This window comes from Streptomyces sp. NPDC051243 (assembly GCF_044455405.1).
Classification (GTDB): domain Bacteria; phylum Actinomycetota; class Actinomycetes; order Streptomycetales; family Streptomycetaceae; genus Streptomyces.
In genome coordinates this window covers 154,354-176,934 of record NZ_JBITES010000005.1, presented here as the reverse complement: position 1 = coordinate 176,934, position 22,581 = coordinate 154,354, and the positions used below count along the sequence as shown (strand labels likewise).

General features: G+C 71.3%; 22 protein-coding genes and 1 pseudogene. 4 read left to right on the top strand and 19 right to left on the bottom strand.

The window, feature by feature from the left end; genetic code table 11:
• Nucleotides 1-45 precede the first annotated feature (45 nt).
• Together ACIBAG_RS14540 and ACIBAG_RS14535 are read right to left on the bottom strand one after the other, a co-directional pair.
• On the bottom strand, nucleotides 46-777 hold the full coding sequence (locus tag ACIBAG_RS14540; protein ID WP_399104776.1) for a class I SAM-dependent methyltransferase: 732 nt from the start codon (nucleotides 775-777) through the stop codon (nucleotides 46-48).
• Between the two features lie 5 nt (nucleotides 778-782).
• Entirely contained in the window at nucleotides 783-1,340 is a 558-nt protein-coding gene (locus tag ACIBAG_RS14535) for a PadR family transcriptional regulator (protein ID WP_399104774.1), read from the bottom strand.
• Nucleotides 1,341-1,410: 70 nt separating this feature from the next.
• Between ACIBAG_RS14535 and ACIBAG_RS14530 the strand changes: the two genes are divergently transcribed.
• Nucleotides 1,411-1,809 carry a nuclear transport factor 2 family protein gene (locus tag ACIBAG_RS14530; protein ID WP_399104772.1) on the top strand — a complete coding sequence of 133 codons (399 nt, stop codon included), beginning with the start codon at nucleotides 1,411-1,413 and terminating at the stop codon, nucleotides 1,807-1,809.
• Between the two features lie 228 nt (nucleotides 1,810-2,037).
• On the opposite strand, the gene ACIBAG_RS14525 is transcribed toward ACIBAG_RS14530, so the two are convergent.
• The 3 genes from ACIBAG_RS14525 to ACIBAG_RS14515 are packed head-to-tail and all read right to left on the bottom strand — an operon-like array spanning nucleotide 2,038 to nucleotide 4,354.
• Nucleotides 2,038-3,306, bottom strand: coding sequence for an RNA polymerase sigma factor (locus tag ACIBAG_RS14525; RefSeq protein ID WP_399104770.1), 1,269 nt, complete (start codon nucleotides 3,304-3,306; stop codon nucleotides 2,038-2,040).
• On the bottom strand, nucleotides 3,303-3,644 hold the full coding sequence (locus ACIBAG_RS14520) for a YciI family protein (RefSeq protein ID WP_399104768.1): 342 nt from the start codon (nucleotides 3,642-3,644) through the stop codon (nucleotides 3,303-3,305). The genes ACIBAG_RS14525 and ACIBAG_RS14520 overlap by 4 nt, the downstream gene beginning before the upstream one ends.
• The gene (locus ACIBAG_RS14515) at nucleotides 3,641-4,354 is read right to left on the bottom strand and encodes an SgcJ/EcaC family oxidoreductase (RefSeq protein ID WP_399104766.1); all 714 of its coding nucleotides are present in this window, start codon (nucleotides 4,352-4,354) and stop codon (nucleotides 3,641-3,643) included. Before ACIBAG_RS14515 ends, ACIBAG_RS14520 begins: the two co-directional genes overlap by 4 nt.
• A gap of 352 nt (nucleotides 4,355-4,706) precedes the next feature.
• Here ACIBAG_RS14515 and rho point away from each other — a divergent pair, with 352 nt between their 5' ends.
• Together rho and ACIBAG_RS14505 are read left to right on the top strand one after the other, a co-directional pair.
• Complete coding sequence (gene rho / locus ACIBAG_RS14510) at nucleotides 4,707-5,843, top strand: transcription termination factor Rho (protein ID WP_399104764.1); 1,137 nt, start codon at nucleotides 4,707-4,709, stop codon at nucleotides 5,841-5,843.
• Nucleotides 5,844-5,936: 93 nt separating this feature from the next.
• Nucleotides 5,937-6,770: pseudogene (locus tag ACIBAG_RS14505) on the top strand (D-alanyl-D-alanine carboxypeptidase family protein); the annotation flags it as partial.
• Nucleotides 6,771-6,856: 86 nt separating this feature from the next.
• On the opposite strand, the gene ACIBAG_RS14500 reads toward ACIBAG_RS14505, so the two are convergent.
• The 11 genes from ACIBAG_RS14500 to crcB (ACIBAG_RS14450) form a co-directional block, all read right to left on the bottom strand.
• Nucleotides 6,857-8,221: a glycosyltransferase family 87 protein gene (locus tag ACIBAG_RS14500; RefSeq protein ID WP_399104762.1), complete on the bottom strand. Its 1,365-nt coding sequence runs from the start codon at nucleotides 8,219-8,221 to the stop codon at nucleotides 6,857-6,859.
• A complete protein-coding gene (gene mptB / locus ACIBAG_RS14495; RefSeq protein WP_399104760.1) occupies nucleotides 8,218-9,612 on the bottom strand; it encodes a polyprenol phosphomannose-dependent alpha 1,6 mannosyltransferase MptB in 1,395 nt (464 codons plus the stop codon). The genes ACIBAG_RS14500 and mptB overlap by 4 nt, the downstream gene beginning before the upstream one ends.
• A 226-nt stretch (nucleotides 9,613-9,838) precedes the next feature.
• Nucleotides 9,839-10,780, bottom strand: a complete 942-nt coding sequence (locus ACIBAG_RS14490; protein ID WP_399104758.1) for a glutaminase — start codon at nucleotides 10,778-10,780, stop codon at nucleotides 9,839-9,841.
• 50 nt (nucleotides 10,781-10,830) lie between these two features.
• Nucleotides 10,831-12,240: an aspartate ammonia-lyase gene (gene aspA, locus ACIBAG_RS14485; protein ID WP_399104756.1), complete on the bottom strand. Its 1,410-nt coding sequence runs from the start codon at nucleotides 12,238-12,240 to the stop codon at nucleotides 10,831-10,833.
• Between the two features lie 144 nt (nucleotides 12,241-12,384).
• On the bottom strand, nucleotides 12,385-13,410 hold the full coding sequence (locus ACIBAG_RS14480; RefSeq protein WP_399105425.1) for an asparaginase: 1,026 nt from the start codon (nucleotides 13,408-13,410) through the stop codon (nucleotides 12,385-12,387).
• A 50-nt stretch (nucleotides 13,411-13,460) separates the two neighbouring features.
• Nucleotides 13,461-14,912, bottom strand: a complete 1,452-nt coding sequence (locus ACIBAG_RS14475) for an amino acid permease (RefSeq protein ID WP_399104754.1) — start codon at nucleotides 14,910-14,912, stop codon at nucleotides 13,461-13,463.
• Nucleotides 14,909-15,586 carry a FadR/GntR family transcriptional regulator gene (locus ACIBAG_RS14470; RefSeq protein ID WP_399105423.1) on the bottom strand — a complete coding sequence of 226 codons (678 nt, stop codon included), beginning with the start codon at nucleotides 15,584-15,586 and terminating at the stop codon, nucleotides 14,909-14,911. The genes ACIBAG_RS14475 and ACIBAG_RS14470 overlap by 4 nt, the downstream gene beginning before the upstream one ends.
• Before the next feature lie 242 nt (nucleotides 15,587-15,828).
• Complete coding sequence (locus ACIBAG_RS14465) at nucleotides 15,829-16,155, bottom strand: hypothetical protein (protein ID WP_399104752.1); 327 nt, start codon at nucleotides 16,153-16,155, stop codon at nucleotides 15,829-15,831.
• Nucleotides 16,156-16,171: 16 nt separating this feature from the next.
• On the bottom strand, nucleotides 16,172-16,546 hold the full coding sequence (gene crcB / locus ACIBAG_RS14460; RefSeq protein ID WP_399104750.1) for a fluoride efflux transporter CrcB: 375 nt from the start codon (nucleotides 16,544-16,546) through the stop codon (nucleotides 16,172-16,174).
• Nucleotides 16,543-16,923, bottom strand: coding sequence for a DUF190 domain-containing protein (locus tag ACIBAG_RS14455; protein WP_399104748.1), 381 nt, complete (start codon nucleotides 16,921-16,923; stop codon nucleotides 16,543-16,545). Before ACIBAG_RS14455 ends, crcB (ACIBAG_RS14460) begins: the two co-directional genes overlap by 4 nt.
• The gene (gene crcB, locus ACIBAG_RS14450) at nucleotides 16,920-17,381 is read right to left on the bottom strand and encodes a fluoride efflux transporter CrcB (RefSeq protein ID WP_399104746.1); all 462 of its coding nucleotides are present in this window, start codon (nucleotides 17,379-17,381) and stop codon (nucleotides 16,920-16,922) included. The genes ACIBAG_RS14455 and crcB (ACIBAG_RS14450) overlap by 4 nt, the downstream gene beginning before the upstream one ends.
• A gap of 289 nt (nucleotides 17,382-17,670) precedes the next feature.
• On the opposite strand from crcB (ACIBAG_RS14450), the gene ACIBAG_RS14445 reads away from it, so the two are divergent.
• The gene (locus ACIBAG_RS14445) at nucleotides 17,671-18,159 is read left to right on the top strand and encodes an SRPBCC family protein (RefSeq protein ID WP_399104744.1); all 489 of its coding nucleotides are present in this window, start codon (nucleotides 17,671-17,673) and stop codon (nucleotides 18,157-18,159) included.
• Nucleotides 18,160-18,233: 74 nt separating this feature from the next.
• Here ACIBAG_RS14445 and ACIBAG_RS14440 read toward each other — a convergent pair whose 3' ends face one another.
• From ACIBAG_RS14440 to ACIBAG_RS14430, 3 genes are all read right to left on the bottom strand, one after another.
• Entirely contained in the window at nucleotides 18,234-18,521 is a 288-nt protein-coding gene (locus ACIBAG_RS14440) for an ArsR family transcriptional regulator (RefSeq protein WP_399104742.1), read from the bottom strand.
• 193 nt (nucleotides 18,522-18,714) lie between these two features.
• Nucleotides 18,715-20,283 (bottom strand): arabinogalactan endo-beta-1,4-galactanase, encoded by a 1,569-nt coding sequence (locus ACIBAG_RS14435; RefSeq protein ID WP_399104740.1) that lies wholly within the window; start codon nucleotides 20,281-20,283, stop codon nucleotides 18,715-18,717.
• A gap of 149 nt (nucleotides 20,284-20,432) precedes the next feature.
• Nucleotides 20,433-22,454 carry a beta-galactosidase gene (locus ACIBAG_RS14430; protein ID WP_399104738.1) on the bottom strand — a complete coding sequence of 674 codons (2,022 nt, stop codon included), beginning with the start codon at nucleotides 22,452-22,454 and terminating at the stop codon, nucleotides 20,433-20,435.
• Nucleotides 22,455-22,581: the final 127 nt, after the last annotated feature.

The following is a 22,581-nucleotide window of genomic DNA, read 5'->3' as shown; positions in this document are numbered from 1 at the left end:
AAAAACAAACCCTCTACGGCAGGCGAGTAGGAAATTCCAACCCACCTAGTCCGCGCGGCGTCGTGCCACCACCATCCGCACGCGTGGACTTCCGTCCCGCCGCCGCCCGAACTCGGGCAGGGCCTGCAGCTCCACCTGGAATCCGCCGCGTGCCAGTTCGCTCCGCACCTCCCCGAGCCGGAAGGCCCGGTAGTACATGACGAACGGCGGCCGCCACAGGGCGTTGCGCACCCGCATCACCGCGTCGAAGCCCAGCAGCATCCAGTAGACCGGGGACATGGGACCCGGCGGGGCCACGACCGGGAAGACGAAGCACCCGCCGGGCCGCAGGACGGAGTGGACCTGGGCGAACAGCCCCGGCAGCTCACGGGGCAGGAAGTGGCCGAACGCGCCGAAGCTCACCACGAGGTCGAAGGCGGGGGCGAACGGCAGGGCGCGGGCGTCCGCGCGGACCCAGTCGACCCGCGGCTCGCCCGCCGCCCGCACCCGGCGCCGGGCGACGTCGAGCATGCCGGCACTGAAGTCGACGCCGGTGACACTGCGCCGGCACACCTCGGCCAGCACCTCCACACCCGCCCCCGTACCGCAGCACAGGTCGAGTCCGTCGTCGTACGGTCCCGTACGCGCGAGTGCCGTCGTGACGGCCGACAGCACCGAGTCCGGCGTACGGAACGGCGTGTGATCGAACTTGGGGGCGAGCAGGTCGTATCCGCGCTCGACGGACGACAGCGCCTGGACGGCGAGTTCACGCAGGGAGGGACCTTCGGGACCGAACATCGCGGTCACCCCCGCCCGACGCGGTGCTTCAGGACGGCGAGGACGCGCTCGCACCAGCGCAGGTTCTCCTCCTCGAAGGAGATTCCGCGCAGCAGTGTCAGATACGGCCCGACACGGTCGGACTCACGCAGGTACTCGTCCTCGGACCGCCCGTCGAGGAGGCGGTCGCGGACGCGTTCGTACCGGTCGAGCTTGCCGCGCGCCCAGGTCATGCGTTCCTCGATCAGGGCACGGGCGGCCTCGGGATCCTCCATGGCCTGCACCTTGATCAGGAGTTCGTCGCGGACGGAGGTGGGGCGCCGGGGCGGCTCGACGGCGAAGGCGCGCAGGTCCTCCCGTCCGGCCGGGGTGAGCGTGAACATCCGCTTGTTCGGCCGCCGTTCCTGCTGCACGAACCGGGCCTCGACCAGGCCGTCCTGCGCGAGGCGTTCCAGCTCCCGGTAGAGCTGCTGCGGGGTCGCGGGCCAGAAGTTGGCGAACGAGACGTCGAAGGACTTGGACAGCTCGTAGCCCGAGGCCTCGCCTTCCAGGAGGGCGGCGAGGACGGCGTACTTCAGGGACATGTGGACACGTTAACAGCAGGTGATTATTGTCATCCACACCTACTCAACTAATTGACTATGGGGTGATCCGATGCGCGCGTTCCGCGAGGCGGTGGAGGCGGGCGACGCCGACGCCATAGAGGCCCTGCTGGCTGAGGACGTCGTCTTCACCAGCCCGGCGGTGTACAAGCCCTACGCCGGCAAGGCGATCACGGCGGCGATCCTGCGCGGTGTCATGCGGGTGTTCGAGGACTTCCGCTATGTGCGCGAGATCAACGACCCGGGCGGCCGCGACCACGCTCTGGTCTTCACCACGCGCGTGGGCGACCGGGAGATCACCGGCTGCGACTTCCTGCGGGTGAACGAGGACGGCCTGATCGAGGACTTCATGGTGATGGTCCGTCCCCTGTCCGGCGCGCAGGCTCTGGCCGCGGCCATGGGGGCGCAGTTCGAGCAGATCGCGAAGGAGGCGGAGGCGCGGTCGGCGTGACGGCCGCGTCCGGCCGCGGGCATGCCTCGGCTCACCCTCGCAGGCGGAGTCCGGCGAGCCAGACGTCGGGCGTGCCCGGTCCGTCGCCGGGAGCAGAGGGCGCTCGGCATGCCCGCAGCACTTGGGCGAGGATCTCGCGCAGCTTGCCAGTGCGGTGCGTGGGAGTGTGCGCGGCCATCGGGGCCTGCCATGTCGTAAGGGCGTATTCACCCCACCGACGAAGGCCTCCTAAGCGGATCGACACTCCGTCAGCCGCCTCTCCAGGAACCTCCGTTCCGCGTCGTTCTCCACGAGTTCCAGGGCCCGCCGGTACGCCTCTGCCGCCTCCTGAGTACGGCCCGCCCGGCGCAGCAGATCGGCGCGGGTGGCCGGGAGCAGGTGGTACCCGGCCAGTTCTCCCTGGTCCTCCAGCTCCGTGACCAGGGCGAGGCCCGCCTCCGTGCCGGCGGCCATGCCGACGGCCACCGCGCGGTTCAGGCGGACGACGGCGGAGGGTACGAAGCGGGCCAACTCGCCGTACAGGGCGGCGATGTCCGCCCAGTCGGTCTCCTCGGCGGTGGGTGCGGTGGTGTGGCAGGCGGAGATGGCGGCCTGGATCTGATAGGGCCCCGGCCGGCCGCGTCGCAGCGCGGTCTCCAGCAGGGCGGCGCCCTCGTCGGCCGCGGACCGGTCCCAGGCCGTGCGGTCCTGCTCCTCCAGGGTGACCAGGTCGCCGGCGGCGTCCACGCGCGGGTGCCGCCGTGCGTCGTGCAGCAGCAGGAGCGCGAGCAGGCCGAGCACCTCCGGCTCGTCCGGCATGAGGCGGGCCAGGACGCGGGCCAGCCGGATCGCCTCCGCGCAGAGATTCGTGCGGACGAGATCGGCGCCCGCGGTAGCCGCGTAACCCTCGTTGAACAGCAGGTAGATGACGCCGAGCACGCCCGTCGTGCGCTCGGGCAGGAGGTGCGCGGGCGGCACCCGGTACGGGATCCCGGCGTTGCGGATCTTCCGCTTGGCGCGTACCAGGCGCTGTGCCATGGTCGCCTCGGGGACGAGGAAGGCGCGGGCGATCTCCGGGGTGGTCAGGCCCGCGAGCGTGCGCAGGGTCAGCGCGACCCTGGCCTCGATGGGCAGCGCGGGATGGCAGCAGGTGAAGATCAGCCGCAGCCGGTCGTCCTGGACGCCGCTGTCGTCGCCGCTGTCGTCATCGTCTTCGGGTCCGTACGACGGTTCGTCGCGGGCCGGCACCGCCGCCTCCCGGAGTTTCGCCGCCCCGACCGCCTCCCGGCGCAGTACGTCCAGGGCGCGGTTGCGGGCGGTCGTGGTCAGCCAGGCTCCCGGGCGGCGCGGCACTCCGTCGCGCCGCCACCGGTCGAGGGCCTGGGCGAAGGCGTCCTGTGCGCACTCCTCGGCGAGGTCCCAGTCGCCGGTCACCCGGATCAGGGTGGCGACGACCTGGCCCCATTCCTCGCGGAAGGCCGTGGCGACGGCCTCCTCGACGTCGTTCGTGTCGTTCACTCCCAGACCGGCCGCACCTCGATCGAGCCGCCGCCCAGGGCCGCCGGGTGCCGGGAGGCCAGGGCGATGGCCTCGTCCAGGTCGGCGACCTCGATGATGTCGAATCCGGCGACGTACTCTTCCGACGCCACGAAGGGCCCGTCGCTGAGCAGCACCTCGTCGCCCTGGACCCGGACGGTCGTGGCATCGGTGTGCGGCCGCAGACGGGCCCCGCCCTTGACGACGTCACGCCCGCGGATCTCGTCGGTGTACGCGGTGGGGCGCGGGTACTCGGCGATCTCCTCCGGGCCGAGTTCCTCGCCGCGGACCGGCGTGCAGATGAACAGGACGTACTTCATGACCGTTCCTCGGTGGCGAGGGAGACGTGCTCGTGCGCGATCAGCCAGCGCAGACCGGCGTTGCGGTAGCCGGTGGTGACCCGCGTCAGGTCGTCGAGCCGCGTGCCGTCCGTGCGGGTGGCGCGCAGACGGACGAGGGCGTGACCGAAGGCGACGCTCTCGTCGACGTGGACTCGGAAGTCCAGCACCTCGCGGGTGACGGGGCCGGTGACGCCGGCGAGCAGCTCCTCCATCGACTTGCGCAGGGCGTCGGCCCCGCGGTGTTCCCGGCCGTCGACGAACGCCGCCGCGTCCGGGGCGTAGCACGCCGTCATCCGGTCGACGTCGCGCTCCCGTGCGGCGGAGGTCAGCTCGGTGTCGAGCGCGCGGAGCCGCGCCTCGTCACCCTCGTCCTCCCAGAAGGGCCGCACCTCCATGGCCCCGATGGCGGCCACGGGATGCCGTGCGGCGGCCTCGATCGCCTCCTCCATGCTGTCGCACTCGAGGATGTCGAACCCCGCGACGTACTCCTTCGTCTCCGCGAACGGGCCGTCGCTGCGCAGCACCTCACCGTCGCGCACCCGTACGGTGACAGCCCGGTGCGGGAGCGCCAGACGGTGGCCGTGCAGGCGTACCCGGCGGTCGCCGAGATCCTCCACCCAGGGCTCGACGGGGTTCATTCCCGAGGCGTCGGCGGTGTCGTCGCCGCAGACGAGCAGCATGTACTTCATGGATCCTCCCGGTCCTCGTGAGCTTCCTACATCCCACCGACGAACGGGACCGGCCCGAATCGACAGCCCGGCCATGAATCGACAGCCCGGCCATGAACTGGGCCACTCGTGGTACCGTCAAGTCAGCACTTGTGTACGCCCGATCGTGGGCGCCGGTGCCAGTTCCCCTTGCAGTTCCGTTCGCCGGTCGGCCTACCGGCTTCGTCTCACCACCTCGTGACCAGCGGTTCCGCCGCGCTCGAGGTGCTGTTTCCCGCCGCCCGGAGGCGCTCCGTCCGCCCTCCCGATGTCCGCGGCCCACCCCTTCCCTTCGCATGTCCCATGCCTTCCGTCCGTGAAAGGACCGACCACCGTGACCACCACACTCGAAACACCTCCCGTCCAGCAGCAGCCCCCGGTCCGAGCCGTCACCGGCGTCCTCGACGTCGACGCGCACGGGAAGGGCCACCTGCGCGCCGAGAACCTGCTGCCCTCCCCCTCCGATCCTCAGCTCTCGCCCGCCCTGGTCCGCCGGTACGGCCTGCGCAAGGGCGACCTCGTCGAGGGCGCACTCGGCGACCGGCGCGCCCTCACCGAAGTCGCCCGCGTCAACGGGCGTACTCCCGACAGGAACCGACGCCGCTTCGGCGAGCTGACGCCGCTTCACCCGCGTGAGCGGATCCGTCTCGAACACCCGGCGTCCGGCCTCACCGGCCGGGTCACCGACCTGATCGCGCCGGTCGGCAAGGGTCAGCGAGGGCTGATCGTGGCCCCGCCCAAGACCGGCAAGACCGTGCTGCTCCAGCAGATCGCGGCGGCCGTCGCCGGCAACCACCCGGAGTGCCGGCTGATGGTGGTGCTCCTCGACGAACGCCCCGAGGAAGTCACCGACATGCGGCGATCCGTGCGGGGCGAGGTGTACGCCTCCACCTTCGACCGGGCGCCCAAGCAGCACATCGCGCTGGCCGAGCTCGTGATCGAGCGGGCCAAGCGGCTCGTCGAGGCGGGCGAGGACGTCGTCGTCCTGTTCGACTCGCTGACCCGGCTGTGCCGGGCGCACAACAACGCGGCCGCGTCCGGTGGCCGCACCCTGAGCGGGGGCGTCGACGCCGCCGCGCTGCACGGGCCGAAGCGGTTCTTCGGCGCGGCGCGGCTCGCCGAGGAGGGCGGCTCGCTCACCATTGTCGCCACCGCGCTGGTGGAGACCGGCTCCCGGGCCGACGACTTCTTCTTCGAGGAGCTCAAGAGCACCGGCAACATGGAGCTGCGCCTGAGCCGGGACCTCGCCTCCCGCCGGGTCTACCCCGCCGTCGACATCAACCCGTCCGGCACCCGCCGCGAGGAACTCCTGCTGCCCCCCGCCGAGTTGACCACCGTACGCGGCCTGCGCCGGGCGCTGCAGACCCGGGACGGCCAGGCCAACCTGGAGACCCTCCTGGAGCGCATGCGGGAGACCCCCGACAACGCGACGTTCCTGCGGCGGATCCAGCCGACGCTGCCCGGCGACTGACCCGCCCCGCGGGCATCGCCCGTCCGGGTGCCGGCGCGGTCCACCCGGCCCGGGCAGCGCGGTGGACGGCGGCCGCGTTCCTACGTTGACGGTATGAAGATCGGATTTCCCTCCCGAACTCTCGCGAGCGCGTGCGCGCTGTGCACGGCGGGCCTGCTGACGCTCGCGCCCACCGCCGCGGCCGCCCGCGCGGGGCACGACCCCGATCCGCCCGGCGGCCCACGGGCCACGACACCGCGGCCGGCGCTGCTGTACCGTCCCGGCACCCACGTGCGGCCGCACGCCGGCGCACCCCGGCTGCCGCGGGTCTCCGCCCTGTCGTGGCTGGTGGCCGACGCGGACACCGGAGAGGTGCTCGCCGCGCACGACGCGCACCGGGAACTGCCGCCCGCCAGCACCTTGAAGACCCTGTTCGCCCTCACCCTGCTGCCGGCCCTGCCCGCGGGCGTCCCGCACACGGTGAGCGAGGAGGAGCTGGCCGGGATCGGGCCCGGCAGCAGTCTGGTCGGGGTCGCCGAGGGACGTACGTACCGGATCGCCGATCTGTGGCGCGGGGTGTTCCTCAGCTCCGGCAACGACGCCGTGCGGGTGCTGGCCGCGCTCAACGGCGGCTGGCGCGCCACCGCCGCCCGCATGCAGGACAAGGCCCGTGCGCTGGGCGCGCTCGACACACGGGTGCTGTCGCCGGACGGCTACGACACGCCCGGCCAGGTCTCGTCGGCGTACGACCTGGCGGTGTTCGGCCGGGCGGGGCTGCGCAACGCGGACTTCGCCCGGTACTGCGGCACGGCCGAGGCGACGTTCCCGGGCAGGGACGGATGGTCGTACGAGATCCGCAACACCAATCGGCTGCTGACCGGGGCGCCCGGCGTGGACCCGTATCCGGGGCTGATCGGCATCAAGAACGGCTACACCAGCAGGGCGGGCAACACGCTGATCGCCGCCGCCCGCCGGGGCGATCGCACCCTCGTCGTGACGGTGCTGAACCCTCGGGCGGGCGGCGGGTTCGCCGTCTACGAGGAGGCCGGCGAACTGCTCGACTGGGGGTTCGACGCGGCCGGGCTCGTCGAACCGGTGGGCTCGCTCGACGCCTTGCGGGCGAAGCCCAGGCCAGGGCCCGCGACGGTACCCGTGGTGGCCGACGTGGCACCGGATGGCGGGTCTGCCGGGCTCGGCTGGGCGGAGGCGTGGGCGATCGCGGGCGCCGCCGGGGTGGGGGCCGGCGCCATCTCACTGGTGCTGCGTGCCAGGTGGTTCGAGCGGGTGGAGCCGGACTGACCGACCGGCAGCCACAGCAGCAGGCCGAGCGTGATCCAGGCGTAGGTGTTGCTGCCCAGGAAGCCGTCGACGCCGGACGCGTCGTCGAACCACAGCCACACCACGCTGGTGCACAGCACCGCGTACAGGGCGCCCGCGATCCGGGTGTGCCCCGCGCGGACGAGGACGGCGAAGGACGGCAGCAGCCACACCAGGTGGTGGACCCAGGTGATCGGGCTGACCAGACAGGCGGTCAGCCCGGTGAGCGCGAACGCCGCCGTCCACTCCCCCGCCGCGACCGCCCGTCTGGTTCGCGCCGCCCAGACGCCGAGGACGAGCAGCACGACGCACGCCCACACGGCGCGGTCCGACACGCCGAGCCGGGCCAGGATGCCCTGCAGCGACTGGTTGGAGACATAGTCGAGGCGGCCCACCCGGGTGGTGTCCCACATGGCGTGCGTCCAGTAGAAACGGGAGGCGTCGGGGGCCACCCAGGCGGCCAGCGCCGTGGCCGCTGCCGCGACGGCCGTCGCCACGGCCGCGGTTCGCCAGCGCCGGGCCACCAGCAGCAGGCCGATGAACGCAGCCGGCGTCAGCTTGATCGCGGCCGCCAGGCCGATGCCCACGCCCGCCCAGCGCTCCCGCCCGGTGGACAGCAGCCAGCAGTCGAGGAGCACCAGCGCCAGCAGCAGGATGTTCACCTGGCCGAAGCTGAAGGTGTCCCGCAGCGGTTCGAACAGGGCGAGCGCGCAGGCGAGGAGCGCGCAGCCGTACCAGCCGTAGCGCCGCCAGGACCGCCCGGCCAGCACCCGCAGCGAGAAGGCGAGTGCGGCCAGGTTGAGCAGCAGCGCCAGGGCGATCGCCGCGTGCAGACCGACCAGCGCCATGGGCGACATGACCACGGCGGCGAAGGGCGGGTACGTGAAGCCGTACATGGTGCCGGGCACCCGGTAGTCGTAGATGCGGCCGCCGTGGTGGATCCAGCTGTCGACGGTGCCGTAGTAGACGCGCAGGTCGAACCAGTCGCGCAGCAGCGGCACGGTCACGGTGAACACGGTCACGGCGGCGGCGAGCGCGAGCACGAGGGCGAGCCGGCCGCGGTCGGTGCGCGGAAGTCTCATGCGGTGCGCTCCAACGCCGGGGCCTGCGCGGCCAGCTGCGCCTGCCAGAGGACGACCACCGCGAGCGCGCCACCGGAGACGGCCAGCACCAGCTGGCCGACGTCCGCGGGGCCGCCGCTGGGCAGGACGGCGAGGGCGAGCACTCCGGTGAGGGCCGCGACCCGGTGCCGTACGGATGTGCTGGGTGCGGCGGCCGCGATGAGGAACAGGCCCCACAGGGCGTACCAGGGGCGGATCGCCGGTCCGAAGGCGGCCACGGCGGCCAGGCTCAGACCCAGGGCGTACACCGGGCGCGGACGCCAGCGCCACCATATGAGGACCACGAGGACCGCCGTGAGCACCATCCCGAAGGCGTGCCAGGCCGGGACGGCCAGCGGCGCCAGATCGCTGCCGATCCGGTCCAGGAGCGAGGCGGTGGCCCGGCCCAGCAGACTGGTGAGCGCCCAGTTCTGCGAGGAGACCGGGGTGTCCAGGGCACCTATCCAGCCGTATCCCGTGCCCGCGACGGCCGTTGCGGCCACCGTGGTGGCGGCGGACGCGGCCACGGTGGTGAGCAGGGCCCTGGCCACGTGGTGACCGGCCCGCATCATCAGCAGCACCACCGCGGCCAGGCCCAGCGCGGCGGGCGCCTTGACCAGGGCGGCGAGCGTGACGAGTACGGCGCCCAGAACGGGCCACCGGCCGAGGGCCGCGACCAGACCGGCGCCGAGCAGGCCGAGCATGATGGCGTCGTTGTGGGCGCCCGCGACCAGGTGCAGCAGCACGAGCGGGTTCAGGGCGCCCAGCCACAACGCGGCGGCCGGGTCGGCTCCGCTGTGCCGGGCCAGGCGCGGCAGCACGGCCGCCATCAGCGCCACGCCGAGCAGCGCTATCAGGCGCATACCGAGGAGCCCGGCGGGGAGTTCGCCGCGGGTCAGGCCGGACAGGGCGGAGGCTACGCCGAGGAAGACCGGGCCGTACGGGGCCCCCGTGTGCTGCCACAGCGGGGCGACCTCGTCCGCGAGCGGGCCGCCGAGGTGCGCGGGTCCGTACGCGTACACGTCGATATGGGCGTCGACCATGGCCCCCTGGGCCAGGTAGCTGTACACGTCCCGGCTGAACAGCGGTGGCGCGATCAGCAGCGGGGTGGCCCAGACCGCCAGCACCAGCAGCAGGGCGCGCGGGGTGGGCGGGTCGGCGCTGCGTACGAGCCGGCCGAGCAGCAGCCATGCCGCTATCAGCAGGACGACGCCGAAGTACACGCCGACCAGGCCCAGGGCCGCGTGGACCGAGGACGGGGCCAGGAGTTCCCGGACCGGCAGCGCACCGGCCGTCTCACCGCCCAGGGCGAGGAAGGCGGTGCCGGCCAGACCGAGTATCTGGCAGCGGCGGAGATCGACGGGGAAAGCCATGGCCAACACTCGCTCAGCGTGTCAACGCCGGGTGGCCGTCATATGACGGGGTTCCCTCCGGAGGGAGACCGCGATGTGTCCGGCGCGTGATCGTCTGCGGGTGGTTGTGTTCTCTGGGGCGCGTCTGCCTGGCGCGGTTGTTCGCAGGCTGCGAGCCGGTGGGGGCTGGTCGCGCAGTTCCCCGCGCCCCTACGGAGATCACCGCATCGCCGGCCGAGATGTTCCGTTAGAACACCGACAGTCCGGTCAGCGTCGTGAATCTGTCCAGGGCCGCCACCCCCGCCACCGAATTGCCCCGTTCATCCAGCCCCGGGCTCCACACGCACAGCGTGCACCGGCCCGGTACGACGGCGATGATGCCGCCGCCCACGCCGCTCTTGCCGGGCAGGCCCACCCGGTACGCGAAGTCGCCCGCCGCGTCGTACGTGCCGCAGGTCAGCATCACCGCGTTGACCTGTTTGGCCTGGCTGCGGGTGAGGAGGCGGGTGCCGTCGGCGCGGATGCCGTGGCGGGCCAGGAACGTCGTGGCCAGGGCGAGGTCGGCGCAGGACGCCTTGACGGAGCACTGGCGGAAGTACTGGTCGAGCAGGGCCGGCACCGGGTTGTCGATGTTGCCGTAGGACGCCATGAAATGGGCGAGCGCGGCGTTTCGGTCACCGTGCGCCGTCTCGGAGGCGGCGACGTCCTTGTCGAAGTCCAGGGCGGGGTTGCCGCTCTCGGCGCGGAGGAAGGCGAGGAGTTCGCCGGCCGCGTCGCCGGTACGGGTCTGGAGGCGGTCGGTGACGACGAGGGCGCCCGCGTTGATGAACGGGTTGCGCGGGATGCCGTTCTCGTACTCCAGCTGGATCAGGGAGTTGAAGGGGTTGCCGGAGGGCTCACGCCCCACGTGCTCCCAGAGTTCGTCGCCCTCGCGGGCCAGGTCCAGGGCGAGGGTGAAGACCTTCGTGATGGACTGCGTGGAGAACGGCTCGCGCCAGTCCCCCACGCCGTACACCGAGCCGTCGAGTTCCGCGACGGCCATGCCGAAGCGACGCGGGTCGCAGGCCGCGAGCGCCGGGATGTAGTCGGCGGGCCGGCCGCGGCCCGGGGTCCGCTCGATCTCCTCCGCGATGCGCTCCAGGATCGGCTGGAAGGTCAGTGACGACGTCGACGCTGCCATGATCACCATTGTGCCTCCCGGCCGGTCCCGGCGCGCATCCGCGGTTCGGTTCGCGCTGGTCAGGCCAGGGCCTGCCCGCTGCCCGCGACGACCTCCGGGCGCAACAGGTCGGCGAGGGTCTCGGCGGGCAACAGGCCCTTCTCCAGGACGAGTTCGGCCACCCCGCGGCCGCTGACGAGGGCCTCCTTGGCGATGTCGGTGGCGGCGGTGTAACCGATGTGCGGGTTCAGCGCGGTGACCAGGCCGATGGAGTTCTCCACACTCCGGCGCAGCGCCTCGGTGTTGGCGGTGATGCCGGCCACGCAGCGCTCGGCGAGCGTCACGCACGCGTTGCGCAGATGTGTGATGGACTCCGACAGGGAGTGCAGGATGATCGGCTCGAAGGCGTTGAGCTGGAGCTGTCCGGCCTCGGCGGCCATGGTGATGGCGACGTCGTTGCCGATCACCTCGAAGGCGACCTGGTTGACGACCTCGGGAATCACGGGGTTGACCTTGCCCGGCATGATCGACGAACCCGCCTGCACCGGCGGAAGGTTGATCTCGCCGAGTCCCGCACGCGGCCCGGACGACAGCAGACGCAGGTCGTTGCAGCTCTTGGACAACTTCACGGCGATGCGCTTGAGCACGCCGGACATCTGCACGAACGCACCGCAGTCCTGGGTGGCCTCCACCAGGTTGGCCGCGGTCACCAGCGGCAGCCCGGTGATCTCGGCGAGGTGGCGGCGCGCCGACTCGGCGTATCCGGCGGGGGCGTTGAGCCCGGTCCCGATGGCCGTGGCACCCAGGTTGATCTCATGGATCAGCTCGACGGCCTCGGCGAGCCGGGCCCGGTCCTCGTCGAGCATGACGGCGTACGCCGAGAACTCCTGCCCGAGCGTCATCGGCACCGCGTCCTGCAGCTGCGTACGGCCCATCTTGAGCACGTCGCGGAACTCCACCGCCTTGCGGGCGAACGCGTCCTGGAGGACGGCCATCGCCTTCAGCAGCCCGCGCACCGCGAACACCGTCGCGATCTTCACGGCGGTCGGGTAGACGTCGTTGGTCGACTGACCGAGGTTGACGTCCTCGTTGGGGTGCAGGAACCGGTACTGGCCCTTCTCGTGGCCGAGCAGCTCCAACGCCCGGTTGGCGACGACCTCGTTGGCGTTCATGTTGGTCGAGGTGCCGGCGCCGCCCTGGATGACGTCGACGACGAACTGGTCGTGCAGCTCACCGGCACGGATCTCCCGGCAGGCGGCGACGATGGCGGCGGCCTTCCTCGGCTCCAGCAGACCGAGCTCCTCGTTGGCGAGAGCGGCGGCCTCCTTCACGGCGGCGAGGGCGTCGATGAGGTGGGGGTAAGCGGAGATGGGTGTTCCGGTGATGGCGAAGTTCTCGGTGGCGCGCAGGGTGTGGACACCCCAGTACGCGTCGGCGGGAACGTCGCGGTCGCCGAGCAGATCGTGCTCGCTACGGGTGGCGGCGGTCATGAGGGAACGGGTCCTCTTTCAAAGGGGTTGAGGGTGGACGCACCCCATAGGGGCGCGGGGCTCTGTCAATTTGCGGCTCCGCCGCGTGGGCGCGAGCCAGCCACGAAAGGCCCGCAGCCGCCGGGCAAGGAATCCGGCAGATCCTCAGGCGCAAGCCGGGACGACAACCGGCTCCAGCGAACGAACGGGCCGCACACACCCGACCTCCCTGCCGCCGCCGAGAAGCGCCTCACCCTGGAACTCGGTGAGCAACTCGGGATCCACCCCGGCCCACCCAAGAGCGGCGGCAGCCACTGGCACCCGCGCCCGATTGGCCCCGTCGGCGATCTTCACGGCAACGGCCCGCCCGTCCGGCAGCGCGGCGACCTGCACGCCCTCGAAACCGTCCTTGGCCAGCAGCCCCGGCACGGACCGCATCAACCCGGCCACATCCCGCCCCGAGCCGGAAGCCATCTCGGCGTGCTCCCGCATCGCGTCCGCGACCCGCGCCTCGGGCGTACCCGGCGCCGCGGTGGTGATCCGAGCCGCCGCGCGGGCAAGCCCGTGCAGCGAGACGGAGAACAGCGGCGCCCCGCACCCGTCGACGGTCACACGTGCGATCCGCTGCCCGGTGAGATCCTCGACGATCTCGGCGATGGCCTGCTGGAGCGGGTGCCCGGGGTCGAGGTAGTCCTCCAGGGACCAGCCGTTGAGCCGGCAGGTGTACAGCATGGCCGCGTGCTTGCCGGAGCAGTTCTGGGCGAGCCGCGACGGCAGCCGGCCCTCCCGCACCCACGCGTCCCGCACCACCGGATCGAACGGCATGTCCGGGACGTTGCGCAGCTGCTCCTCGGTCAGCCCGGCGAGTTCCAGGATCCGCCGCGTCCCGGCGAGGTGGCGTTCCTCGCCGGAGTGGCTGGCCGCCGCAAGGGACAGCAGATCACCGTCCAGCGGCAGCCCGGCGCGCACCATGGCGACGGCCTGGACGGGCTTGAGCGCCGAGCGCGGGTAGAAGGCGGCCTCGATGTCACCGAGCTGGAACCGGACTTCGCCGTCGGCGCCGAGGACGACGACGGAGCCGTAGTGGGTGCCTTCGATCATTCCGCCGCGTACGAGGTGGGCGACGGGGGCGTGGAGGGGTTCGCGGACAAGGGGTGCGTCCGCTATGGCACTGCTGGAACTGCTGTACATCACTGCCTGGTTGTCGTGGGTCGAGGAGGGGTCGTCGACCGACACGGGTTTCACGCGTCGGCCTTGGAGGAGGCGCTGGTGGAGGCGCGCCCGATGCGGCCGCGGATGGTGTACCAGCCCACGACCAGCGCTCCGACGATCAGCGGCAGGCACAGCACGGTGGTGCGGCCGGCGCCTCCGTCGGCGTACATGAGGACCAGGACGGAGGCGAGGAAGGCCAGCGTCACGAGTTCGGTCCAGGGGGAGCCCGGCAGTCGGTAGCCGGGGCGGGTGAGCTCGCCCTTCTGGGTCTTCTGCCAGAAGAGCAGGTGACAGATCATGATCATGCCCCAGGTGGCGAGGATGCCGATCGCCGCGAAGTTCAGCACGATCTCGAAGGCCTCCGCGGGGACGACGAAGTTGAGTCCGACGCCGAGGACACAGATACCGCTGGTGAGCAGGATGCCGCCGTACGGGACCTGGCTGCGGCTCATCACCGAGGTGAACTTGGGGGCGGAGCCGGACATCGCCATGGAGCGCAGGATGCGGCCGGTGGAGTACAGGCCGGAGTTGAGCGAGGACATGGCCGCGGTGAGGACGACGAGGTTCATGACGCCGCCGGCCGCCGGGACGCCGATGTTGGACAGGACGGTGACGAAGGGGCTCTCGCCCGCCTTGTACGACGACCAGGGCAGCAGCATCGAGAGCAGGACGACCGAGCCGACGTAGAAGAGACCCACGCGCCACATGATCGAGTTGATCGCCTTCGGCATGATCTTCTCGGGGTTCTCGGTCTCACCGGCCGCGACGCCGACGAGCTCGACGGAGGCGTAGGCGAAGACGACGCCCTGGACGATCAGCAGCATCGGCAGCAGGCCGTTGGGGAAGACGCCGCCGTTGTCGGTGATCAGGGACGGGCCGGGGGTGTGGCCGTCCACGGGCTGCTGGGTGACCAGCAGGAAGATGCCGATCAGCATGAAGACGACGAGCGCGCCGACCTTGATGATGGCGAACCAGAACTCCAGTTCGCCGAAGATCTTCACCGAGATCAGGTTCACGGTCAGGACGACCGCCAGGGCTATGAGTGCGATCACCCACTGCGGTATGTCGGAGAACATGCCCCAGTAGTGGGTGTAGGTGGCCACCGCGGTGATGTCGGCGATGCCGGTGGTCGCCCAGTTCAGGAAGTACATCCAGCCCGCCGTATACGCGCCCTTCTCCCCCATGAACTCCCGCGCGTACGACACGAAGGCGCCGGAGGAGGGCCGGTACAGGACGAGTTCGCCGAGGGCGCGGACGACGAGGAAGGCGAAGATTCCGCAGACCGCGTAGGCGATGAACAGGGACGGACCGGCGTCGGCGAGTCGGCCGCCGGCGCCGAGGAACAGGCCGGTGCCGATGGCACCGCCGATGGCGATCATGTTGACGTGCCGGGCCTTCAGCGACTTGCTGTAGCCGTGGTCTCCGGCGTCTACGTGACCGGACGAGGGGCGCGTCTCTTCTTTGAGGTGCTGCTCGCTCACGCCTCGGGTCCGCCTTCCGTGGGGCTGTCCGTGCGCTCGGGGCGCACGATGTCGGTGAGGGTGGTCTCGACGCGGTCCAGGTGATGTGCCATGGCGTCGGTGGCGTCGAGTTCGGAACCGTCGATCAGCGCCTCGACGATCGCCCGGTGCTCGCGGTTGGACTGCTCGCGGCGGCCGCCCAGTTCGTTGAGGAAGGCCGACTGACGCGCCAGTGCGTCGCGGATCTCCTCGATGACCCGGCGGAACACCGGGTTCTGGGCGGCCTCGGCCACGGCCAGGTGGAAGAGGGTGTCCATCGCGACCCACGCGGTGGTGTCCGTCTCCCGCTCCATACGGTCGAGCAGGTGAGCCAGGTGGTCGAGGTTCTCCGGGGTGCGGCGCAGGGCCGCGTACCCGGCGACCGGGATCTCGACGTGCCGGCGCACCTCCAGCAGGTCGCTGGCCGAGTAGTCACCGAAGGTGGGGTCCTCGACGGTGCTGGCGACGACGAAGGTGCCCTTGCCGGTCTTGGAGACGGTCAGGCCCATGGTCTGCAGGGCCCTGAGGGCCTCGCGCAGCACGGGGCGGCTGATCTCCAGGGTGCGGCAGAGCTCCGCCTCGGAGGGGAGCTTGTCGCCGACGGCGTACTCGCCGCGCTCGATGGCACCGCGAAGGTGTGCCAGGACCGCTTCCATGGCGCTGATGCGTCGCGGGGGCTGTCCGGCTGTCCGGCTGTCTGACAGGTTCACGGGAGAGATACTCCGGGTGAGCCGAGGGTGGTGTCAAGGGGAGCCGAAAGGAAAGATTCACCGGGGGTGAACCCTGAAAGTCGAGTACACACCACCCCCGTTCCGGGGTTTGGCAGGACAGCGGCGCGCACTGTCCTGCCAGGGCTCCCGACGGAATGGCTTGACCTGCGGCTTTGCCGTGGTTCGTCTCAGCGGGCCGCGCAGGGCCGGATCGCGACGAAGTCGGCGTAGTGGTCGCGGTAGGTCTGCGTGAAGGTCGACGGAGGGCACAGGCCGGCCCGGCGGCTCATGTCACGGGCGTCCTGCGGCAGGAGGAAGCCGGCCCTCCGGTAGTCGCGGAGCTTGTCGGCGAAGGCGCTCGCGTAGGCCTGGTGGCCGCTGAAGCCGAGTTGCCGCATGGTGCGTACGTTGTCGTAGCTGCCGATGAAGCCGGCGACGAAGCGGGCCTCGCCGAGCTCGACGAACGGCAGCCGGGGCAGGCGCCGGCCGGTGCGGTCCTCGGTGATCGCGGCCACACCCGCCCGGCTCGGGCTACGACCACACCGCCCCGGCGATCGACACCCCGAGGAACGCCGCCCCGAGTCCGGCGGTCACACTGCCCACGGCATTCGCGACGGCGTACAGCCCGGCCCCCGTCTCGGTCAGCCGCAGCGTCTCGTACGAGAAGGTCGAGTACGTGGTCAGCGCCCCGCACAGGCCCGTGCCCAGCAGCAACTGGAGGTGGGGGCTCGCGGCGCCCGCGGCCGCCGCGCCGGTGAGCAGGCCCAGGATCAGGCAGCCGGTGACGTTGACCAGGAAGGTGCCCCAGGGGAACACCGAGTCGTGCCGGGACTGCACGGCCCGGTCGGTGAGGTAGCGCAGGGGCGCGCCGACGACTGCGCCCGCGATCACCAGGAGCCAGTTCACGGCGACTTCTTACCTTCCGTGTCCGAGGCGGGCGAAGTGTCGTCGCGTCCGGCGTACCGGATGACCTCGCAGTCGTCGAGCGTGACGAGCCCCTCGGTGACGAGCTCGTCGAGTTGCGGCAGGAAGGCCCGTACGCGCTCCTCCGTGTCCACGATCACGACCGCGACCGGCAGGTCCTCGCTCAGGGACAGCAGGCGTGAGGTGTGGATCAGGGAGGACGCGCCGAAACCCTCGATGCCACGGAAGACGCTGGCGCCCGCGAGGCCCGCGGCGTGGGCGCGGTGGACGATCTCCGAGTAGAGGGGTTTGTGGTGCCGGGTGTCGTTCTCGCCGACGAAGACGGTCAGGCGCAGGGCCCTGCCGGTGAGCCGGGTCATGGGTGCCTCCACTTCAGAACGCGGCGGGTCGCCGCCGCGCCGAGCCAGACCGCGCCGAGTGCCGCGACCAGGGTCGCGGCGAGGTAGGCCAGTGCGGTGCGGGGGTGGCCGTTGTCGATCAGTCGCTGGACGTCGACGGCGTATGTGGAGAACGTGGTGAAACCGCCGAGGACGCCGGTGCCGAAGAAGGGGCGGACGAGGCGGTGGGCCGCCCACACGTCGGTGATGACCACCATGAACACGCCGATCACGGCGCAGCCGGCCACGTTGGTCCAGAACGTCGCCCAGGGGAAGCCGCCCTGCTGGCTCGGCCACCACAGGGCGAACGCGTAGCGGGCGGTGGCCCCGACGGCTCCCCCGAGTGCGACCACCGTGACGACCGGTGCCTGTGTCCGCCAGGCGGGCCGCCGCGGGGTGCGGGCGGGAGCGCGGAGGTTCTCGGTGTCCGGGGTTGTCACTGGCGTACGTCTCCTACTCGCCGGGGCCCGGGCGTGCGGGCCGCGTCGTCGCAAGTAGGGACCGTTGGCGGCACCGATGCCGCGGTTCGGGTACGGCGGGCCCCACCGCCGTGCCGCGAGGCTGGTCGCGGCCGGTGAACAGGGTAACTCCGGGCGGCCGGGAGGGTCACTTCGGGGCTTCGGCCTCGGCGGTGCCCGCTTCTGCGGATGCTCGGCGGGCGTCGCGCGGCTACCGTCGAACTGCCCGCTGAGCAGCACAGGCCCGTACTCCCGAAGGAGCGTGGTCGGCGTGGCCCGCACCCGTCGTCTGATCCTGAGCTCGCCGTCCGAGGTCTGGGGACTGCTGTCCGACGGCCATCGCTACGGGGAGTGGGTCACCGGCACCCAGGAGGTCCTGGCCGCGGACCCGCACTGGCCTGACGTGGGCGCCCGGCTGCGGGTGCGCGTCGGTGTCGGGCGGCTGACCCTGGAGGACACCTGCGTCGTCCGCATCTGCGAGCCGCGGCGCCGCCTGGAACTGGAGGCGAAGGCGGAGCCCTTCGGCGCGGCCCGCATCGCCATGCGGTTGATCCCTTGGGGCGAGCACACCCTCTTCGTCCTGGACTGGCATCCCCTTCGGGGCCCCGGCACGCGGATGCACGGGCTGCCCGTCGACTACGTCGTCGCCATCCGCAACGGCATGATGCTGACGAAGCTGGCCCGGATCGCGGTGCGCGAGCATCGCGAACTCGGTCGGGAGGCGGAACTCGGCCCGCGCTGGAGTGACAGGGCCGGCTGACCGGATCCCGAACCGCCCGGGTGCTCCTGCGCTACCAGGCGCTCCTGCGCTGCCCGGCCCCTCCCGCTCTCCGCCTACCAGCCCTTCTCGAACATCCGCGCGACCTCGGCGATGCGCATCTCGTCGCGCCGGTAGTGGAGGCGCCGCCTGATCCGCTTCGTGCGCAGCAGACCCAGGTCCACGAGGAGTCCGAGGTGAGTCTCGGCGACCTTGCGCGGCACGCCGAGTTTCCCGGCCACGGCGTCCGCGGTGACACCGTCCTCGACCGGGTCGCCATGCCGCTGGTCCGGGAAGTGCGCGGCCGGGTTCTTCAGCCATTCCAGGATGTCCAGGCGCCTCACGCTGACGGGAGTCCTCAGCATCTCGTCCCTCCCTCCGTCGGGCCACGTGGTAACGCGTCTTCCCACTGTCCCGCAGCCGAAGCCACCGTGTCCGGCAGTCCTGACCCCTTGTCCGGTACCGAACGGCCGTACGACACAAGGCGGTTCGGTCCTGACGCGGCGAGGCCCGGCCGCAGGGGCGCGGCCGGGCCCTTCTGTCGCAGAATCAACGAACTCAGCGGTGGCTGAACCACGCCATCGAGGACAGCGCCTTGTCGTCGTAACCGAACAGCGCCTGGTTCTCCCAGCCGTTGCCGGACGAGGCGTCGGTCGGGTCCCAGCCGTTGCCGGAGACGGCGGTCCAGGTCGCCTCCCAGTAGAAGACGCCGAGGCCGCGGCCGTTCGGGACGGCTTCCACGATGCTCGCGATGTCGTTCATCCACCGGCGCTGCCCGGCCGTGTTCGCCGGGTAGCCGGAGACCAGCTCGCCGGTAGTGTTGATGATCTCCTCGTGGGAGTCCTCGCTGTCCAGCCGGAACGGGTAGGCCGTCTCGGCGACGAAGACCGGCTTGCCGTAGCGGGAGGCCGCGTCGTCCAGGGTCGTCTGGAAGTCGTAGAGCGGGCCGTGCCAGTAGCCGTAGTACGACAGGCCGATCGCGTCGAACTTCACGCCGTTCGCGACCGCGCTGTCGAACCACCAGCGGGTGCCGGACAGGTCACCACCCTTGGCGAGGTGCAGCGCGACCGCGGTGGACGAGTTGACCGCCTTGACCGCGTCGTAGCCGGAGTTGAGCAGCCCGGCGAGCTGCGACCAGTTGTTCGTGGAGCCCTCGTTCCACAGCATGCCGCCGTTGATCTCGTTGCCGACCTGGACCATGTCGGCGGTGGTGCCCTGCGCCTTCAGCGCGCTCAGCACGTCGTACGTGTGGTTGTACACGTCGGTCTTCAGCTGGCTGTACGAGTGCCCCGCCCAGGCGGCCGGCTTGCTCTGGGCGCCGGGGTCGGCCCAGGTGTCCGAGTAGTGGAAGTCGACCAGCAGTTTCATGCCGGCCGCCTTGACGCGCTTGGCCATGGCGAGGACGCGCGTCTTGTTGTTGTAGCCGTCGGCCGGGTTGACCCAGACCTTCAGGCGCGCGTAGTTCATGCCGGCGTTCTTCAGAATGGCGACCGCGTCGCCGGTCGTGCCGGAACTCGTCTTGTAGACGCCGCCCTTGGCCTCGCTCTTGGCCAGGGAGGAGATGTCGGCGCCGTGGATCGAGGTGCCGCCGGTGCCGGACGCGAAGGTGAGGTCGTCGACGTTGATCCAGTTGCCCGCGTTGGCGTCGCTGTTGATGCTGATCGTGCACTGGTTGTTGGTGACATTGACCGGAACGACGATGCGGATCCAGCCGCTCGCCGAGACCGGGATGTCGGTGCGCTGCTCGGCGCCGCCGCAGTTCTTCAGCGCGAGGTACGCCGAGTTCTGGCCGCCGCCGGAGCGGACCCAGGCGGTGAGCTTGTAGTTCCCGTTGGTCAGGCCGGACAGGTACTGGTAGGTCTCCACCTTGTAGGCGGAGGACGCCCAGTGGGTCAGGCGGTAACTCCCGCCGTGGCCGCCGGCTTCGGTGAAGGAGGCCGAGTTCTGACCGGCCGCCGAGTACGTGGACCAGCCGGCCGGGGTCGCGGTGCCGGTGCCGTCGGACTCGAAGCCGCCGTTGGTGAGCGTGCTCGCCGCCGAGGCAGACGGCGCGGGCAGGGCGGTGAGGGCGAGTCCGGCGGCGAGCGGTATCAGCAGGACTCGGAGGGTGCGTCTGGGATGGAACATCTTCGTCCGTCGTCCCTTCGACGTATGGGGATGGGGGTGCCCCCCGCCGGGAGGGCCGGCGAGGGCCTCGCCACCGCGATGGGGAACCCCTGCGGTGAGGAGCCCCTCCGCCCGCGGCTCGTGGCACGCGCGGGCGGAGGGGAGTCGGCTCAGCCGTCGAGTCGGACGACCCGGACGGCTCCCGCGGGCACTTCGAGGCGGCCCGCGGCGCGTTCACCGGTCAGCAGCTCGGTGCCGGGTGCCTCCAGCGGCACCTTGGCGTCCGACGCGGTGTGGTTGACGGCGAACAGATAGCTGCCCGACTCGCCGGCACGGCGCACCACCTCGACGTCCCGGGGCAGGTCGACACGCGGTGCGACCTGCGCGTCCTCGATCGCACACCCCAGCAGCGCGTCGAGTCCCCCGGCGCCCGGGCGGGTGGAGACGTACCAGGCGGTGCCCTCGCCGAGTCGGTGCCGGGTGACGGCCGGGTGGCCGGCCACGAGGCCGTCCTCGTACGTCCACACGGTCTCGGCGCCGTTCGGGACGACGAACTCCGACCAGACGTCGCCGGTCAGCTCGGAGCCGTCGGGACCGGTGATACGCACCGACTGGTCCTGGAGCAGCGGCGAGAACTCCTCGACGGTCAGGCCGAGCACGTCCCGCAGCGGGCCCGGGTACGCGCCCTCGTGCACGGCGTCGTGCTCGTCGACGATGCCGGAGAAGTACGACACGACGAGGGTGCCGCCGTTCTCGACGTACCGGCGCAGATTGCGGCCGGCCGCCTCCGTCATCAGGTACAGCGCGGGCACGACGACAAGGGGATAGGCCGACAAGTCGGCTTCCGGGTGGGCGAAGTCGACCGTGAGGTGGCGGTCGTAGAGCACCTCGTAGAAGGCGTCGGCCCGCTCGCGCGGGTCGTGGTCCTCGCTGGGGCGCCAGTCGAGGTTCTGCGCCCACCAGGAGTGCCAGTCCCACAGCATCGCCACGTCGGCCCGCGTGCGCGTGCCGCGCACGCCGCTCAACGAGTCGAGTGCGGCGCCGAGTTCCACCACCTCGCGCCACACCCGCGTCTCGGTGCCGCCGTGCGGGAGCATCGCCGAGTGGAACTTCTCGGCGCCGCGCCGGGACTGCCGCCACTGGAAGAACATGGCGCCCTCGGAGCCGCGCGCCACATGGGCGAGGGAGTTGCGGGCCATCTGGCCGGGCGCCTTGGCGGGGTTGCGGGGCTGCCAGTTGACGCCCGACGTGGAGTGCTCCAGCAGGAGCCAGGGCGCTCCCCCGGCCACCGAGCGGGTGAGGTCGGCGGCCATCGCGAGGTTGACGTGGGTGCGGCGGCCGTCGGTGATCAGGTAGTGGTCGTTGGTGACGATGTCGACCTCACGGCCCCAGGCCCAGTAGTCGACGGAGTCGCACTGGCTCAGGGCCGTCATGAAGTTGGTGGTGACCGGGACGCCGGGTGAGAGGCGGTGCAGGATGTCCCGCTCCATACGGAAGTTCTCGCGCATGGTGGCGTCGGCGAAGCGCTTGTAGTCCAGCGCCTGGGCCGGGTTGACGGCCGTCGGCGTCAGGCGCGGCGGGTTGATCTGCCCGAAGTCGGTGTAGCGCTGGCCCCAGAACGCTGTGCCCCAGGCCTCGTTGACCGCGTCGACCGTGCCGTACGCCGACTCCAGCCAACGCCGGAAATAGGCCGCGCAGGACTCGCAGTAGCAGGCCGAGACGGGGACGCCGTACTCGTTGTGCACGTGCCACATCGCCAGCGCCGGGTGGTCGCCGTAGCGTTCGGCGAGCTTGGTGGTGATGTTCGCGGCGGCCGCCCGGTAGTCCGCGTTGCTGTGACAGATCGCGGCTCGGGAACCGAACTCGTGGCGCACGCCCTCCGGCGTCACGGGCAGTGCCTCGGGGCGGGCGCGGTAGAACCACACCGGCGGGCACACGGTGGGCGTGCCGAGGTCGACGCGTATGCCGTGCTCGTGCAGCAGGTCGAGCAGGCGGTCCAGCCAGCCGAAGTCGTACAGCCCGGGTGAGGGCTCCAGCAGGGCCCAGGAGAAGATCCCGACGCTCACCATCGTGACGCCGGCCTCCCGCATCAGCCGGACGTCCTCCTGCCAGACGCTTTCCGGCCACTGCTCGGGGTTGTAGTCCCCACCGAAGGCGAGCCCGGTGAGGCCCCTGGGGGTGGTCTCCGGCATGGATCTCTCCCGTTTAATCGATCATTTGGGAACGTGCACACACTCGATCAGCGGTGTTGGCCCAACATAACCGCACAGCAACAACCATTGACAAGTGTCCGGGATGTTTCTCTACTGTGAACGCTCA